Annotated in this window: 13 protein-coding genes; 6 read left to right on the top strand and 7 right to left on the bottom strand. The window is 56.0% G+C overall.

Annotated elements, in window-relative coordinates:
• The first annotated feature begins 111 nt into the window (after positions 1-111).
• The 4 genes from Q672_RS21715 to Q672_RS21700 all read left to right on the top strand — a co-directional run bounded on the left by Q672_RS21715 (position 112) and on the right by Q672_RS21700 (position 6460).
• On the top strand, positions 112-1269 hold the full coding sequence (locus Q672_RS21715; protein WP_022984535.1) for an acyl-CoA dehydrogenase family protein: 1158 nt from the start codon (positions 112-114) through the stop codon (positions 1267-1269).
• A 209-nt stretch (positions 1270-1478) separates the two neighbouring features.
• Positions 1479-2285, top strand: a complete 807-nt coding sequence (locus Q672_RS21710; RefSeq protein ID WP_022984534.1) for an enoyl-CoA hydratase/isomerase family protein — start codon at positions 1479-1481, stop codon at positions 2283-2285.
• A gap of 115 nt (positions 2286-2400) precedes the next feature.
• Positions 2401-4365 carry an acetyl/propionyl/methylcrotonyl-CoA carboxylase subunit alpha gene (locus Q672_RS21705; protein ID WP_022984533.1) on the top strand — a complete coding sequence of 655 codons (1965 nt, stop codon included), beginning with the start codon at positions 2401-2403 and terminating at the stop codon, positions 4363-4365.
• Between the two features lie 265 nt (positions 4366-4630).
• Positions 4631-6460, top strand: coding sequence for a long-chain-acyl-CoA synthetase (locus Q672_RS21700; protein WP_022984531.1), 1830 nt, complete (start codon positions 4631-4633; stop codon positions 6458-6460).
• A 1167-nt stretch (positions 6461-7627) separates the two neighbouring features.
• On the opposite strand, the gene Q672_RS21695 is transcribed toward Q672_RS21700, so the two are convergent.
• From Q672_RS21695 to Q672_RS21685, 3 genes are all read right to left on the bottom strand, one after another.
• Positions 7628-8071 (bottom strand): phasin family protein, encoded by a 444-nt coding sequence (locus tag Q672_RS21695; RefSeq protein ID WP_022984530.1) that lies wholly within the window; start codon positions 8069-8071, stop codon positions 7628-7630.
• Positions 8072-8235: 164 nt separating this feature from the next.
• Positions 8236-8556 (bottom strand): hypothetical protein, encoded by a 321-nt coding sequence (locus Q672_RS21690; RefSeq protein WP_022984529.1) that lies wholly within the window; start codon positions 8554-8556, stop codon positions 8236-8238.
• Positions 8556-9776, bottom strand: coding sequence for a DUF445 domain-containing protein (locus tag Q672_RS21685; RefSeq protein ID WP_022984528.1), 1221 nt, complete (start codon positions 9774-9776; stop codon positions 8556-8558). Before Q672_RS21685 ends, Q672_RS21690 begins: the two co-directional genes overlap by 1 nt.
• Before the next feature lie 232 nt (positions 9777-10008).
• On the opposite strand from Q672_RS21685, the gene Q672_RS21680 reads away from it, so the two are divergent.
• Entirely contained in the window at positions 10009-10758 is a 750-nt protein-coding gene (locus tag Q672_RS21680; protein ID WP_022984527.1) for an SCP2 sterol-binding domain-containing protein, read from the top strand.
• Positions 10759-10784: 26 nt separating this feature from the next.
• Here Q672_RS21680 and Q672_RS21675 read toward each other — a convergent pair whose 3' ends face one another.
• The gene (locus Q672_RS21675) at positions 10785-11111 is read right to left on the bottom strand and encodes a hypothetical protein (RefSeq protein ID WP_022984526.1); all 327 of its coding nucleotides are present in this window, start codon (positions 11109-11111) and stop codon (positions 10785-10787) included.
• A gap of 204 nt (positions 11112-11315) precedes the next feature.
• Between Q672_RS21675 and Q672_RS21670 the strand changes: the two genes are divergently transcribed.
• The gene (locus Q672_RS21670; protein ID WP_022984525.1) at positions 11316-12014 is read left to right on the top strand and encodes a diguanylate cyclase domain-containing protein; all 699 of its coding nucleotides are present in this window, start codon (positions 11316-11318) and stop codon (positions 12012-12014) included.
• On the opposite strand, the gene cmoB is transcribed toward Q672_RS21670, so the two are convergent.
• From cmoB to Q672_RS21655, 3 genes are all read right to left on the bottom strand, one after another.
• Positions 11994-12962: a tRNA 5-methoxyuridine(34)/uridine 5-oxyacetic acid(34) synthase CmoB gene (gene cmoB / locus Q672_RS21665; RefSeq protein ID WP_022984524.1), complete on the bottom strand. Its 969-nt coding sequence runs from the start codon at positions 12960-12962 to the stop codon at positions 11994-11996. The two genes, Q672_RS21670 and cmoB, sit on opposite strands and share 21 nt — an antisense overlap.
• Positions 12962-13693, bottom strand: coding sequence for a carboxy-S-adenosyl-L-methionine synthase CmoA (gene cmoA / locus Q672_RS21660; protein WP_022984523.1), 732 nt, complete (start codon positions 13691-13693; stop codon positions 12962-12964). The genes cmoB and cmoA overlap by 1 nt, the downstream gene beginning before the upstream one ends.
• A gap of 239 nt (positions 13694-13932) precedes the next feature.
• Complete coding sequence (locus Q672_RS21655) at positions 13933-14379, bottom strand: hypothetical protein (protein WP_022984522.1); 447 nt, start codon at positions 14377-14379, stop codon at positions 13933-13935.
• Between the last annotated feature and the right edge of the window lie 127 nt (positions 14380-14506).

Genomic DNA, 14506 nt, shown 5'->3' with positions numbered 1-14506 from the left:
GACTTCGCTGTTCACTGTTAACTCTTAACTGTTCACTCAACCACTAAATTCATAAACAACGACAGATCAAGAAGCGCTCGGCAAACCGAGCCAAACAACAGGACGCTTCCAATGATTTTCACTCAAGAACACGAAGAACTTCGCCGTACCGTCCGTAACTTTGTGGACAAGGAACTCAATCCCCACGTGAAAGAATGGGAAGCGGCGGGCCGTTTTCCGATCCACGAAGTATTCAAGAAAATGGGCGACCTGGGGCTGCTGGGTGTCACCAAGCCCACCGAGTTTGGCGGCATGGGTCTGGATTATTCCTACGGCCTGGTGATGAGCGAAGAAATGGGTCGCGTGCATTGCGGTGGCGTCCCCCTGGCCGTTGGTGTACAGACCGATATGGCTACCCCGGCCCTGGCCCGTTTTGGCAGCGATGAATTACGCCGTGATTACCTCGCCCCGGCCATTGCCGGTGACATGGTCGCCGCCATTGCCGTCTCTGAACCCCATGCCGGCTCAGATGTGGCCAACACCCGCACCACCGCCAAAAAAGACGGGGACGATTATGTGATCAACGGCACCAAGATGTGGATCACCAATTCACCCAGCGCTGATTTCTTCTGCCTGTTGGCCTGCACCTCCGACGGCAAGCCTCACGCAAACAAATCCCTGATCGTGGTGCCCAAGGATGCCGCCGGCATTACCGTGGACAAGCCTCTGGACAAGCTCGGCATGCGCTCCTCCGAAACCGCCCAGGTCTTCTTCGACAATGTGCGCGTTCCGCAACGCAATCTCATCGGCCAGGAAGGCATGGGCTTCATGATGCAAATGATGCAGTTCCAGGAAGAACGCCTGTTTGCTGCCGCCAATGGCCTGCAAGGGTTACAGCATGTCATCGATGAGACCATCCAATACGCGCGGGAACGGGACATTTTTGGTATGCCGCTGATCGACAACCAGAGCGTGCATTTCCGCCTCGCAGAATTGCAAACCGAGGTGGAAGCCCTGCGCGCGCTCACCTACAGCGCCTGCGAGATGTACATCAATGGCAAGGATGTCCTGCAACTGGCCTCCATGGCCAAACTGAAAGTCGGTCGTCTGACCCGTGAGGTGGCCGACAGCTGCCTGCAGTACTGGGGCGGCAACGGCTTCATGATGGATAACCCGGCCAGCCAGCTGTATCGCGATGGCCGCCTGGCCTCTATTGGTGGCGGCGCCGACGAAGTCATGCTCGGGATTATCTGCAAGACCATGGATATCTTGCCGGGCAAGAAGAAATAAAGGCACCAAGCTACAAAGCTTCAAGCTGCAAGGCGCGGGTTAGACCTCTATGAATTTGAACACTCCGCCCGCGCTCAAAGCATGAAGCGCGGGCAAGGTGGGTCAACACAACCAAAGCTTCGTGCGTGTTGAAGCTTGTAGCTTGAGGCTTGCTCCTCAACTTTCGCGCCCCAAGTGGCGTTCCTGCAGCGGCTCTGTAGAGAGAATTTATGACTTTACCCACAACCGAAACGCTGAACCTGAACCAGGACGGCCCGGTGTTACATATCACCCTCAACCGGCCGGAAAGCCGCAACGCCATGAGCCTGACCATGGTCAACGAGCTGATGGCGGTGTTTGCCGCTGTCCAAAACGACACGGCGGTTCGCGCGATCGTGCTGCGTGGCGCCGGCGGGCATTTCTGTGCCGGCGGTGACATCAAGGACATGGCAGGGGCCAGACAGAAAGCCGCCACCGGTGACAGCGATGCTTATGTGTCCCTGAACCGGCGCTTTGGCGAAATGATCACCGCGGCCAACCAGCAACCCCAGGTGGTGATTACCGTACTCGAAGGTGCGGTATTGGGCGGCGGCTTTGGTCTTGCCTGCATTTCCGATGTGGCCATCGCCCATTGTGATGCCACTTTTGGCCTGCCAGAAACCGGCCTGGGGGTCATCCCTGCGCAAATCGCCCCCTTTGTGGTGGAACGCATTGGCCTCACCCAGGCCCGTCGCCTCGCCCTCACAGGCATTCGTTTCCAGGGCAACGAGGCCTTGCGGCTAGGTATTGTCCATGAGGTGGCCAACGATGAAAACGGCATCGAGGCCGCACTGCAAAGCACCCTCAAGGCAGTGCGTCGCTGCGCGCCCAACGCCAACCGGGTGACCAAGGCACTGGTTCTGAACGTCGGCCAGGAATCCATGGATAACCTGCTCGATCAAGCGGCGGTTGATTTCGCTAACGCCGTGAACGGAGAAGAAGGCCAGGAAGGCACCCTGGCATTCGTGCAAAAGCGCCCGGCGAGCTGGAACCAATAACCGCACGGCGGAAATGGGCGTCAGCCCATCTCTGCCATTACAAACAAAACGCCGCGCAGGCCATTTCCGACCTACGCGGCGCGAGCACAAACCGGCTGACCGGTAAGGATCACGCATGAGCTTTGAAAAAATCCTGATTGCCAACCGCGGCGAAATTGCCTGCCGGGTGATTGCCACGGCCCAATCGTTGGGCTATCGCACCGTGGCCGTGTATTCCGAACCGGATGCCCAGGCACGACACGTACAGATGGCCGATGAAGCCGTCTGCATTGGTCCCGCCCTCGCCAGCGCGTCCTACCTGAATGTGGATGCCCTGCTGGCGGCCTGCCAACAAACCGGCGCCGACGCCGTGCACCCTGGCTATGGCTTCCTCTCCGAGAACGCCGCCTTCGCGAAGGCTTGCCAGAACGCGGGGATCACCTTTATTGGCCCGGATGAGGCCGCTATCCACCTGATGGGCTCCAAGCGACTCTCCAAGATCGCCATGATCGAAGCCGGCGTACCCTGTATTCCCGGTTATGAAGGCGAAGACCAGAGTGATGCCACCCTGCTCGGGGAAGCCGAGCGTATTGGCCTGCCCCTGATGATCAAGGCCAGTGCCGGCGGCGGCGGCCGTGGCATGCGCGTGGTGACCGATGCCAGCGAGATCCCCGCCCAGCTGAAAAGCGCCCGTCAGGAAGCGGCGAGTGCCTTCGGAAGTGACGAACTGATTCTGGAGCGGGCCGTGATGGAGCCTCGCCATGTGGAAATCCAGGTCTTCGGCGACCGCCACGGTAACGTGATCCATCTGGGCGAACGTGATTGCTCCGTTCAGCGTCGCCACCAGAAGGTGGTCGAGGAAGCCCCCTCGCCCGCCGTTGACGCGACCCTACGCGCCCAGATGGGCGAAGCCGCCGTGAACGCCGCCAAGGCCTGCAATTATGTGGGCGCCGGCACGGTCGAATTCCTGCTCGCCCCCAATGGCGAATTCTATTTCCTGGAAATGAACACCCGCCTGCAGGTAGAACACCCGGTCACCGAACTGGTCACCGGTCAGGATCTTGTCGCCTGGCAAATCCGTGTCGCTCGGGGTGAACCGCTCCCTCTGCAGCAGGATCAGGTTACCCTTTCAGGCCATGCCATTGAGGTACGCCTTTACGCCGAGACCCCGGCACAGAATTACATGCCACAGACCGGTAAGATCCTGCACTGGCGCCCGGCCAGCGGTGACGGTGTTCGCATTGATCACGGTCTGTGCGAGGGCTACCTGGTGGGCAGCCACTACGATCCAATGCTTGCCAAGATCATCGCCTGGGGCGAAAGCCGCGACGACGCACGTCGGCGGCTGATTCGTGCCGTTGAAGACACCCAACTGATGGGCGTCGGTGACAACCGCGCTTTTCTGGCGGCCATCCTGCGCCATTCCTCTTTTGCCAACGGCACGGCAACCACCGCGTTCATTGGTGGTGATTTTGCTAACGACGCCAGTCTCTCCGGTAACGCACCTCAGCCCAGCCTGTGGGCATTGGCCGCGCTACTCGCCCGCCCCGCAAAGCCCCACTCTCCTGACCTGCAGGCATGGCACTCCAGCTCTGTAGGGGCCCAGCCACTGAAACTGCGCTGTGGCGATACCGAACATACCCTGTATGTCCAAACCCAACAGGGGACCAGCACGGTCCAGCTCGGGGATACCCACCTGCAGCTCGCACTGGAATCAGGCCAGCGCGTCACGATAAACGGCGTCAGCGCGCCCTACCGGTTTGTCCACGAAGGCAACCAGCTCTGGCTCCAGTTCCAGGGACACTGCGTCTGTTTCCAGGACATCACCCACAGCGCCGTGGCGGGCGTAGACAAGGCGGGCAGCGGGCACATTCGCGCGCCCATGGATGGCGCGATCGTCGATGTGCTGGTTAAGGAAGGCGATAACATCTCCCGTGGTCAGGTACTGGTGGCACTGGAAGCCATGAAGATGGAACACAGCCTGAAGGCCGACTGTGACGGTGTAGTAGGCCCCATTACCCTGAAGCCCGGTGATCAGGTGAAGCGGCAGCAGCTTCTTGTCACCATCAGCAACCCGGAAAGTTCACAAGAAAACCAATGAAACCCGCTAGCGGGTATGCTTGAATCTCGATCCGGCATTTTGGGCCAAAAGGTCCCGGGCCTGCAGGCCCGGGCACAGCTGGCAGGCACGGCGCTTGCCCTGCCCTGGTGCTACGGTTAAGGTAAGCGCCCGCTTGCCAATTCCAGGTCCCGGCCGAGACGTTACCGGATAAGAAGATGCGCGCCATACGCCAGCTTTCTGGCCCGTATAGATGCATCCCGAAACGCCTTTCGGACCTCCCTAGAACACAGACAATGGAGCTCCCATGAGCAGCGCAGACATTATTACGTTGCCCCAGATTCTCTCCAAGGTTCCCGAGCTGGTCTCCAATCTTCCCGCCATGATCAAAGGCTCAAAGATGGCCAAGATCACCGACACCAAAAAGCCCTTGGGCCTGGGTGTCGCCATCGAGGAAGCCACCAGCAAGAACCCTAATGGCGCCGCGGTTATCTACCAGGACACCGAGCTGACCTATAAACAGTTCAACGCCTGGGCCAACCGGATCGCCGACTACCTGGCCTCCATTGGCCTGAAAAAAGGCGACACGGTCGCGGTAAACGTGGAAAACCGCCCCGAGCTGCTCGCGTCCGTGGTGGCCTGTGCCAAATTGGGCGTCTGCGCCGCACTGATCAATACCTCCCAGCGCGGCAAGGTACTGATCCATTCTTTCAATCTGGTGAAACCCAAGGCTGCCATCGTGGGCGCCGAGCTGGTGGAGACCGTGGAAGAGGTACGCGGTGAGCTGGACCTGAAAGACAACTTCTTCTTCTTTGCGGATCAGGACACCCTGGAAAACCCCGGCGAAGCACCCGCCGGATACAAGAACCTGGCCACCGAGATCAAGGATTGCTCCAGCGAGAATCCTGCATCCAGCCGTCAGACCTTCCTGCGTGACCCCCTGTTCTACATCTACACTTCCGGCACAACCGGTCTGCCCAAGGCAGTAGTGTTCAACCACGGCCGCTGGGAAAAGGCCTACGGCGGCTTCGGTTTCTCTGCCGTGCGTCTCACCAAAGATGACCGTATTTACACCACACTGCCGTTCTATCATGCCACCGGCATGGTGATTTGTTGGGCCTCGGCTATTGCCCATGCAGGCAGCCTTGTCATTGCCCGCAAGTTCTCTGCAAGCGGTTTCTGGGACGATATCCGTCGTCATAACTGCACCGCCTTTGGTTACGTGGGCGAGCTGTGCCGCTACCTGCATGAACAGCCGGAAAAACCCAACGACCGGGACAACCAGATTCACACCATTGTCGGCAATGGGTTGCGCCCGAGTATCTGGAAGGATTTCAAACAACGCTTTGGTATCGAGCGCGTTATCGAACTGTATGCCTCTTCCGAAGGCAACGTGGCGTTCACCAACGTATTCAATTTCGATAACACCGTGGGCTTCTCTCCGGTGAGCTACGCCATCGTCAAATACGACAAGGAACGCGATGAGCCGGTTCGTGACAAGAACGGCAACATGATCAAGGTCGGCAAGGGTGAATCCGGCCTGATGCTCGGCGAGATTACCGACAAGACTCCCTTCGACGGCTATACAGACCCGGAAAAGACCGAGAAATCCATCTTCCGCGACGTTTTCAAGAAAGGGGATGCCTGGTTCAACACTGGCGATATGATGCGTGACATCGGTTTCCGACACGCCCAGTTCGTTGACCGCCTGGGTGACACCTTCCGCTGGAAAGGTGAGAACGTTTCTACCACCGAAGTGGAACAGATTCTTGATGGTTTCGACGGCATCCAGGAGTCCGTGGTGTACGGAGTGGAAATTCCCAACACCAATGGCCGCGCGGGTATGGCACAGGTACGCTTGAACTGTCCGCATGGCGAGTTCGATTTCAAAGGCCTGTGCGCCTACCTGAAACGTGAACTGCCCGCCTATGCCATCCCGGTGTTCCTGCGCATCAACGAGCAGGCCATGGAAACCACAGGCACCTTCAAGCACCAGAAGAACAAGCTGAAAGAGCAGAAATACGACCTGAGTCAGCAGGACAACGCGGTCTACGCGCTGCTGCCCAAGGAAGACTGCTACCAGCAGCTTGATGCTGAAACCCAGAAAGGTATCGACAGCGGCGAATACCGCTTCTGAGGCAAAACAGCGAAGCACAGCGACAGAAAAGGCGCCCTTGCGGCGCCTTTTTCTGTTTGGAGGCGTCTCCAGACGAAACGCTAACCCGCCCCTATCCTCTACGAGCTACCCACAGGCAGCAAACTATCCACGACTGCTGTGGATAACACTGTTAAGGATAAACGGATAACCTTCTACATCGCCCGTATTTAAAGGGCTTCAGCATCTTGAGCAGTTTTTGGCCACGAAAAATAGCATTGACTTATCCTATTTTTCCGGTCCAGACAGAAATGGCCTGGAAGAAATGCACAAAAGCTGTGGATAAGAATGTGGAAAAGCTGCAGAAAACCTCTCGCAGGCCAGTCATAACGGCCATTTCGCCAAATTGCCGAAAATTTACCCCTTTCAAAAGGCAATTCAGTTTCAATAACTTAGCGTGCATTTTCTAACCGACTATAGATGACAAACGAGTGACGGCCGCAACGGACTCACCGCGATCAGCTTGTGTAAAACCGATCACAATTCCACAGATAAAGACAGGATATTCACAGCCGCTCCCTAATGCCGAATCCCGACCGCGCCGTTTTCCACAGGTTCTGTGGATAACACTGTTGATATCCCTGTCATAACAGAAAGAAAGCGGCAAACTTCCTTAGCTTTAACGACATGGCTATTTTTTAACCAGACCAAATAAACCCTTATTTATCATCAACTTGTGCAATTTCTAAAGCGTATTTCACAGCATCGTCACATTCAAATGCAGAATTTTTGCATTGACAACATCCTGTGAACAAAATTGGGGCGGCACAACGTTACCATGCGTGACACCTATCATTGCCTATGCATAAAGCGGGCCATGTCATAGTCGTGGATCCTCCACACAAGGCGAGGCGAACATCCCCGGCAACGAATAGGCGAGGTTTTCAAGGCAAAAGACAGGGCGCCCAGAGAGACAGGAGAAGCCAAGGGAGCCACTCGCTGGCGCACCAGGGGGGGGAAGGCGCTCGGTTAACGCTGCAGCAAAAACCATCCCGCAGGAGCGTCGCTCGCGGCGCTGCTACCGCAAGCTACCGGGCTTCTCCCTCAAATCCGCGATGAAACCCGCAAAAAAAACGGGTACCCGAGGGGGGTACCCGTGAAAAGACACCACTAAGGGGTTAGCGGTGTGCGCTACAACACTGTTTGGGCTCAGTCGGTCTGTTTTTTACGCGACTGACGCTTAACCGGTGCCTTCTCCTCAGCGTCATCCAGTGCCCTGGTGAGCTCTTGCACCCGTTTTTCCAGCTCTTCCACTTCATGCTTGTTAGGCAAGCCCAAACGGGACAACGCCTTGTTCAAACGATCATCGAAGGCCTTTTCCATTTTTTCCATGGTTTCGCCGGTGTGATGACGAACCCGTTCCTTGATCTCTTCAACCCGGGACTCAGTCTTGTCCTTGGTCTGCTTTTCCACTTCACGCCCTGCTTCTACCAAAGCGTCGAAAAAACCACTCCCCTCTTCTTCTGCACGAGCAAAAGCACCCAGACCGGCCAGCCAGATCTGGTGGGTATACTTGCGAATATCTCTAGATGCCCCGGTAAGGGCCTTCAACGGGCTTTTCCGCCCATCTTTATCGTTCTGATTATCGGACATGGTCCTAACTCCCGAAGGCAATTCCACGAGCGAATGCAGCGGGAAAACAACACACAACATCGTCAACGCGGAAGAAGTATATGAGGATGACACTGAGGAGTGGCAAATTCCTGTCGGACAATCATTCACGACAGAAACAAGAGCCTACATTTTAGCCGTTTGTGTTACTTTTGTGCTTCATCATCGTCGTCCCGTCCCGCCCGGCGACCACCAATAAGCCCCACACCCCGCGCCAAATCCATGGCACGGTCACGGATCACTTCCCGGGAACGACCGGTAAGCAGGTCAACAAAACGTTTTCGTAAACGCTCTTCAAGACGATCAGCGCCCTCTTCAAGGCGCCGATCAATTTTACGCTCAATTCTCGGGCCGAGAATAAAGTGCCCGACCAACCACAGAATCGACAAGGTCAGCAAGGAAGATGTAGCCGCGGCTGCAAACAAAAGCCATCCCAGAGTGGTGACGTCAATCTGCAGCGTAGACACTAGGAAACCCCGAACATAAACACCAGCTGGAAAACCCCAGCCATCGCACCGAGGAAACCGCCGACCACAATCAGGATCCACTCATCTTCCTGGAAGGCCGGGCGAAGCAAGTCCTGAAATTCCCCGGAGCTCAGAGCCTGCATCCGTTCAGACATAATCTTTTCTACGATCGCACCGCGCTCGCGGTTAAAGCCCTGGTCTTCAAACGGCTCAACGGCGAGATCCACTGCCTTTTCTTCAACCGCTTTTTTCAGATCAGCATACCCTTCCGGTCCGACGGTCAGCTGTGCTGCCGTACGGACAACGCCACCATTGAGGAGGGGCTTCAAATGACGCTTGATCAAGGCTTTGGTGCGATCCCCTCGCGGACCATTAACCACCTGATACATGATATTGCGCAGAGTAATGACTTCTTCGGTAGACAGTCGGGCAAAGGACTCGGCTACATCTTTCTGGCGTTTCAGGAACAGCCCCTGCACACGAAAAGGGCCGACCTTGACAGGGTTGAGAGGACGGAAAATCAGGTTTAGGGCCAGCCAGTTAGTTGCAATACCAACAATGAAACCAAAAACCGGCAACACCCAGTTACTGGGCATGAGGATAAACACGGGGACCTGAATCAAACCAAACAGGAAACCGAAATACAGACCGGAATTGGTCACAAAACGGAATTCCGGGTCACCCACCTCGCGGAACATCTGCACCATAAGCTGCTTGTCCTCGCTCATCTGAGTGACAACCATGTGCTTCATATCCACCAGACTATCCAGATTGCGGCTGATGTCATCCACGACATTATCCATGACCGCAGGGATCGCGCGGCGGGCTCGGCTGTAGACTCGCTTGCGCACCAGCAATGGGAGATTTTCCCACAAAACGGCATTGCGCTCGGTCATTACCTCATCGGTGTATTCTTCGATGCGCGACTGGATTGTGCGGGTGAGGTGGGCAGAGATCTTCTCTGGTTCCATTTCCCGGAAGAATTCATCCAGACTGCCGAGCTTCGACAGCGCCTTGTCAACGACGATGCCCGCCATTTTCTCCACTTTCGACGGGATGATTCCCTGCCAACCGAAAAAGGGGCGTATCCCCAGAAACTCCAGGGGATAAAACGTCATCTGTACGGCCATCCAGTTGGTGGTCCAACCTACCGCACCGGCAATAAACGGGATACTGACGTACTTCCAGAAATCCGGGTACGAAAGCAACGATTCCAGCATTTAAAAACTACTCCCCTCCAAGGGCCACTGTACTGTACACACAGCACGCCAAGGCAAACAGATCCCGCTTTCGGTCATCCCGGTCAATAAAGTCAATGTTGTTTATTTATTAAAGTGCATAGTATAGGGAGCTGACTCACCAAATATAAGCAAGATAACGTAATTTTTAGAAACCAGGTGGGCGCGAATAAGCCATTCATGCACCATCAAAGGACAGGAAGCGCCGTCGTTTATGCCTCAAAGTGGTAGTTTTCCCCAGCTTGTTGTGCTTGGCGGACTGGAAAGTGCACTCAATCAGGCACTCACTGGCACCCAGGCCGGTCGCGACAAACTTGCCGCCCTGCACGGCACGGTTGTGCGGGTACGTGCCGAGCGGCCACTGTGGGTACTCTATGTCCTGATCTATGAAGACGGTGTGGAGCTGCTGACCGATTATGAAGGGGCGGTGGACGTTCGCGTACGGGCCCCCTTGGGCGCACTGGTTCACTGGGTGTTTGCCCGCGACCCCCTGAGCGAACAATCTGCAATAAGAATCAATGCCAGTGACGAGCATCTTGCTCGCCTGAATGATCTGATCGAAACCTTTAGCCTCTGGCCACTAATTCGTAACTGGCTGGACGATCATGTCCGTCTCAAGGAGCTGCTTGGCCTGCTACGCCGCGAAGATCCGGTTTGGCTTGAGAAGCTCGCCAGCCTTCCAGCCGAAGTGGGTCAGCTGGCAGAGCAGGTCGCCCGCCAGCAACTATTACAGGAAGATATTCTCGAGGAGTTACAACAACTGCGCGGCGATCTTAAACGCGCGCGCCGGCTGGACCAGTTCTTCAGCCTCACCGGCATGTTGCTGATCCTTTTCTCCGTATTGAAAACCGCAGGACTGTGGGAAACCAGTTGGCATGCATTGCAGCAGGATACGCTGTCGCTAGCCATGCTTAGCCTCGGCATCGCCTGCCTGATCGCACGGCTCGTACCAGGTAAACGCTAACAGCGCGCAGCTTAGCCTTACTTTTCCTAACTGCGGTCCTTGCGGGGACTGCCAAAAATTTGCCCCAAACGCTCACTGACCAGTTCCGCACCGGTACGGGCCAGGCTCCGACTCGCACCCTCCAGCACCTCACGGGAAGGCAAATTCCGTACACCTTCTACCAATCCCCGTCGAACCCCCTCTTCTACCCTCTCGGAAATCACCTGCGCAGCGTTTTCCACTTGCTCATCGAGTTCCTGTTGAAGGTTGTTCCGCAGTCGCGGCTGAAAATAGAAGTGCCCCCAAAACGCAACCACAATCAATGTGATCAATGAACTGCTAATGGCAGTGGCGAACATCCAGAAAATGGACATGGTCCTGACCTCGGTTGAATTTTGAACACCCTAGCCGTTGCCACGCCATAGTGCGTAACAAAGGCCGGCATTGTTGTTAAATAAAGTATGCACCTCATGCCAACCCACAGTGAAGGGACTAGAGTAAAACCCCGTCGGCAGGACGCCGGCGCATTCCGACACAAAGCGAAGGAGCGCATCTTACCCTGAGGTGTAAAGGTGCCAATGACTGTCGCGACAAAAACAAAAAGCCAGCAAAGTCATAGTCAACAGGCCATACGACAAGCCCTCTCTCTTTGCCGCCGGCATCAACAGCCGATAAGCCTGCTCGCCATCGAAATGTCGGAAGTCGCAGCACTGGCCGCCGAAATTGGCCACGAGCGAACCCAGACAGTTACGCAGCATATCGGACGCGTGCTCAATACGCATAAACGCTGCGAAGACATTCTGGTGCGTTACAGTACTGGCAGCATCATGCTTGCCGTTCTCCCTGCCACGCCTGCCACTGGGGCAAACGCTCTGGCCGAACGGTTAATGTCTCAGTTCGAGAAGCCTCTCCAGGTGGATGAATTCCAGATCGAGGTGCCTCTGCGGGTTGGCGTTCACACTTCCGTGGACAACAAACACATCACTGCCAATCGCCTGATCAACGACGCAGTCAAACTGCTGCGCCAGCCAGGCATGCACAACCACATTCTTCTGTCACCACAAACCCAGACACTCCTCGCCAGGGAGGCAGGCCATCCCGGCGAGCACAATATCGTGGAAGAGCTACTCCAACAGCAGCAGGGCAGCAGTACAGCGGCATTTATTGATACCCTCATGCCTGCACTATCGGCCATGGAAGAGCAAGACCGAATGATTCTTGTAGATCGGCTACTGGAGCTTTCTACCCGCAATCCATCACGGCTTGCGTGCCAGTAATACCGCTCGCCGGGGCGCAGGGTACCCTTCAAGGGTGCGAGAGGAATCATGCGGGTCGAGGAAATCCGGTAAGGACTGAAAACGCATCCACTGAGTAGAATGTTGCTCATCTACTGTGGTCACCGCTTCATCAACACAACGTACATCAGTAAAACCGCATCGCTCCAGCCAGAGCTTCAGCATCGCTACGGAGGGCAGAAAAAAAACATTACGCATCACAGCATAACGATCTTCGGGCATCAGCACCGTTCGCTCATCCCCCTCTACCACAAGCGTTTCCAGCACCAGTTCGCCCCCTGCAACAAGCGCGCCTTTGAGCTCCAGAATGTGATCCAGCGGTGAGCGGCGGTGATACAACACCCCCATGGAGAACACCGTGTCGAAATTTTTCTGTTCGGCGGGCAACTCTTCCATTCGCAGAGGAAGAAACCAGACCGGCATTTCAGGCGCATATCGCTTCACTGCCAGATACTGGACCAGAAACAGGATCGTCGGATCGATACCAACCACCTGGCACGCTCCCTCTGCAGCCATACGCCAGCAGTGATAGCCACTTCCACATCCAACATCCAGTACACGGCGTCCAGCCAGGGGCGAGAGATGGGGCGCAACCCGTTGCCATTTCCAGTCAGAGCGCCACTCGGTGTCCACCTGCACTCCGAAAAAGTTGAACGGCCCCTTGCGCCACGGCATCAGCCCTTCCAGCGCGGCTTTAACCGCTTCCTGAGGGTGGCCACCCGACGTCCCGAGCTGCACGGTATCACTACCCAGCTGGTGCAGGGCGGGCCCGGCTGGCAAGGCCTGCAATGCGGCCATCCAGCGCGCCAGATCGCCATGCGGCTTGTCAATCAACCGGTTACGCGTGAGCTCCAGCAAGGCCTGTAATGTCGACGGTGGGAAGGTTCCATTCAGAGCCGTTTCACAGTCATCGAGATACTGTTCAAGCATCAACGCACCGCCAACAGGGACATGAAGTTAAAGCAACGGAACCAGACATGGGTCTCGCGATAACCGGCCTGCTTGAGTCTCGCTTGGTGATCCGCAAGCGTTTCCGGTATTAACACGTTTTCCAGCGCATTACGCTTCTGGCTGATTTCCAGATCCGAATAGCCATTATTCCGTTTAAAAGCATGGTGCAGTTCGATCTGCAGGGCGTCCTCTCGCGGATCGTCGAATCGGATTTTCTCGGACAATACCAGGATTCCGCCTGGAACCGTTGCCTCAGCCAGGCGTCGAATCAAATCATCTCGTTGTGCCAACGGAATAAACTGCAGGGTAAAGTTGAGCACCGCCATGGAGCAGGGTTCAAACATCAGGGATGTGACATCGGCCTCGGTCAACGTGACGCGGTCGGCCAGGCCCGCCTCTCGCAACAACACACTCGCCTGCTCAATCATGGCCGGGGAATTATCCACCGCGACAATGGGCACCCCGGCATCCCGGGTCAATGCCGCCATGGCCGCCGTCGCAGCCCCCAGTGAACTGCCAAGGTCGTACAGACAGGTTCCCGCCTGAGCGTAGCGCGCCGCCAGCACCCCGATCATGTCAATCATGGTCGGATAGCCGGGCACCGACCGCCGGATCATATCGGGAAACACCTTTACGACGGTTTCATCGAACGAAAACCGGGCTACCTGGTCATGTTCCGTGGCGTAAATACGATCCTGCAGATCTGACATAGCGATCCTGAATAAAGGTCAAGGACGCAATTATAGCTGCCAGACCTCGAACTGTTGAGGGGGCATGACTCCAGAAACCCCGGCCCAGCAACCCCTGCCTGTTCAAGATCGGTGTTAAACCAGGGTGATCTCGGCGGGCCTGCGCAGCCAGGCAAGCTCGACAACAGCCAGCTCCCGGCAACGGCCATAAAAAAGCCCGGCAATGCCGGGCTAAGTGAATGCAGAAAACACGAGGAAAATTATTTCAGGCTCAAACGCAGATTCGGGTTGAAGTCTTCGTCAGCCAGATCGTCCAGATACGCGTTAACAAACTCGCGGGTTTCTCCACTTCCCCGCTGACCAAGACGAGCCATCGCTTCACCAAGGGGCAACTCTTGACCATCCAGACTTACCGTGGTTCCAGACAGGCTCAAGCCCATATCAATGACCGCATACTCAAGGTTCTCGGCGTGCATACCGTTGACCATCTGTCCAAGTACAGTGCCACCTTCAGCGCAGGAGACGGACAGCAGCTCGGCCCCCGCGGTCAGCGCCACTTCACCACTTTCAATCATTTCGTCAACCAGTGCGCCGTAGGCGCTCTCTTGACTGGCGGCCTGACAAAGACGGCTGGCACTGTCTGACGCCAGCTGGGCTTGAGACACGGATGCAACAGTAGCCAGCAACAACACCATCAACGTACGCATGTGGGATCCCTCGAACCACGATGAAAGAATGAACGAATTATACGAACAAATAGTTACCAGTGGTAACCATTAACCTATAAAAAGGTTTAAATTGTATGACAAAGCAGTTCTTTATTCGTATTACCCA

Source organism: Alcanivorax sp. P2S70, from assembly GCF_000475295.1.
GTDB lineage: Bacteria > Pseudomonadota > Gammaproteobacteria > Pseudomonadales > Alcanivoracaceae > Alcanivorax > Alcanivorax profundi.
This window is presented reverse-complemented; position numbering and strand designations above follow the sequence as displayed.

Excerpts from the sequence above, each read along its gene's own strand:
- Q672_RS21715 (WP_022984535.1), top strand. The coding sequence starts at position 112 with ATGATTTTCACTCAAGAACACGAAGAACTTCGCCGTACCGTCCGTAAC.
- Q672_RS21710 (WP_022984534.1), top strand. The coding sequence starts at position 1,479 with ATGACTTTACCCACAACCGAAACGCTGAACCTGAACCAGGACGGCCCG.
- Q672_RS21705 (WP_022984533.1), top strand. The coding sequence starts at position 2,401 with ATGAGCTTTGAAAAAATCCTGATTGCCAACCGCGGCGAAATTGCCTGC.
- Q672_RS21700 (WP_022984531.1), top strand. The coding sequence starts at position 4,631 with ATGAGCAGCGCAGACATTATTACGTTGCCCCAGATTCTCTCCAAGGTT.
- Q672_RS21695 (WP_022984530.1), bottom strand. The coding sequence starts at position 8,071 with ATGTCCGATAATCAGAACGATAAAGATGGGCGGAAAAGCCCGTTGAAG.
- Q672_RS21685 (WP_022984528.1), bottom strand. The coding sequence starts at position 9,776 with ATGCTGGAATCGTTGCTTTCGTACCCGGATTTCTGGAAGTACGTCAGT.
- Q672_RS21680 (WP_022984527.1), top strand. The coding sequence starts at position 10,009 with ATGCCTCAAAGTGGTAGTTTTCCCCAGCTTGTTGTGCTTGGCGGACTG.
- Q672_RS21675 (WP_022984526.1), bottom strand. The coding sequence starts at position 11,111 with ATGTCCATTTTCTGGATGTTCGCCACTGCCATTAGCAGTTCATTGATC.
- Q672_RS21670 (WP_022984525.1), top strand. The coding sequence starts at position 11,316 with ATGACTGTCGCGACAAAAACAAAAAGCCAGCAAAGTCATAGTCAACAG.
- cmoB (WP_022984524.1), bottom strand. The coding sequence starts at position 12,962 with ATGCTTGAACAGTATCTCGATGACTGTGAAACGGCTCTGAATGGAACC.
- cmoA (WP_022984523.1), bottom strand. The coding sequence starts at position 13,693 with ATGTCAGATCTGCAGGATCGTATTTACGCCACGGAACATGACCAGGTA.
- Q672_RS21655 (WP_022984522.1), bottom strand. The coding sequence starts at position 14,379 with ATGCGTACGTTGATGGTGTTGTTGCTGGCTACTGTTGCATCCGTGTCT.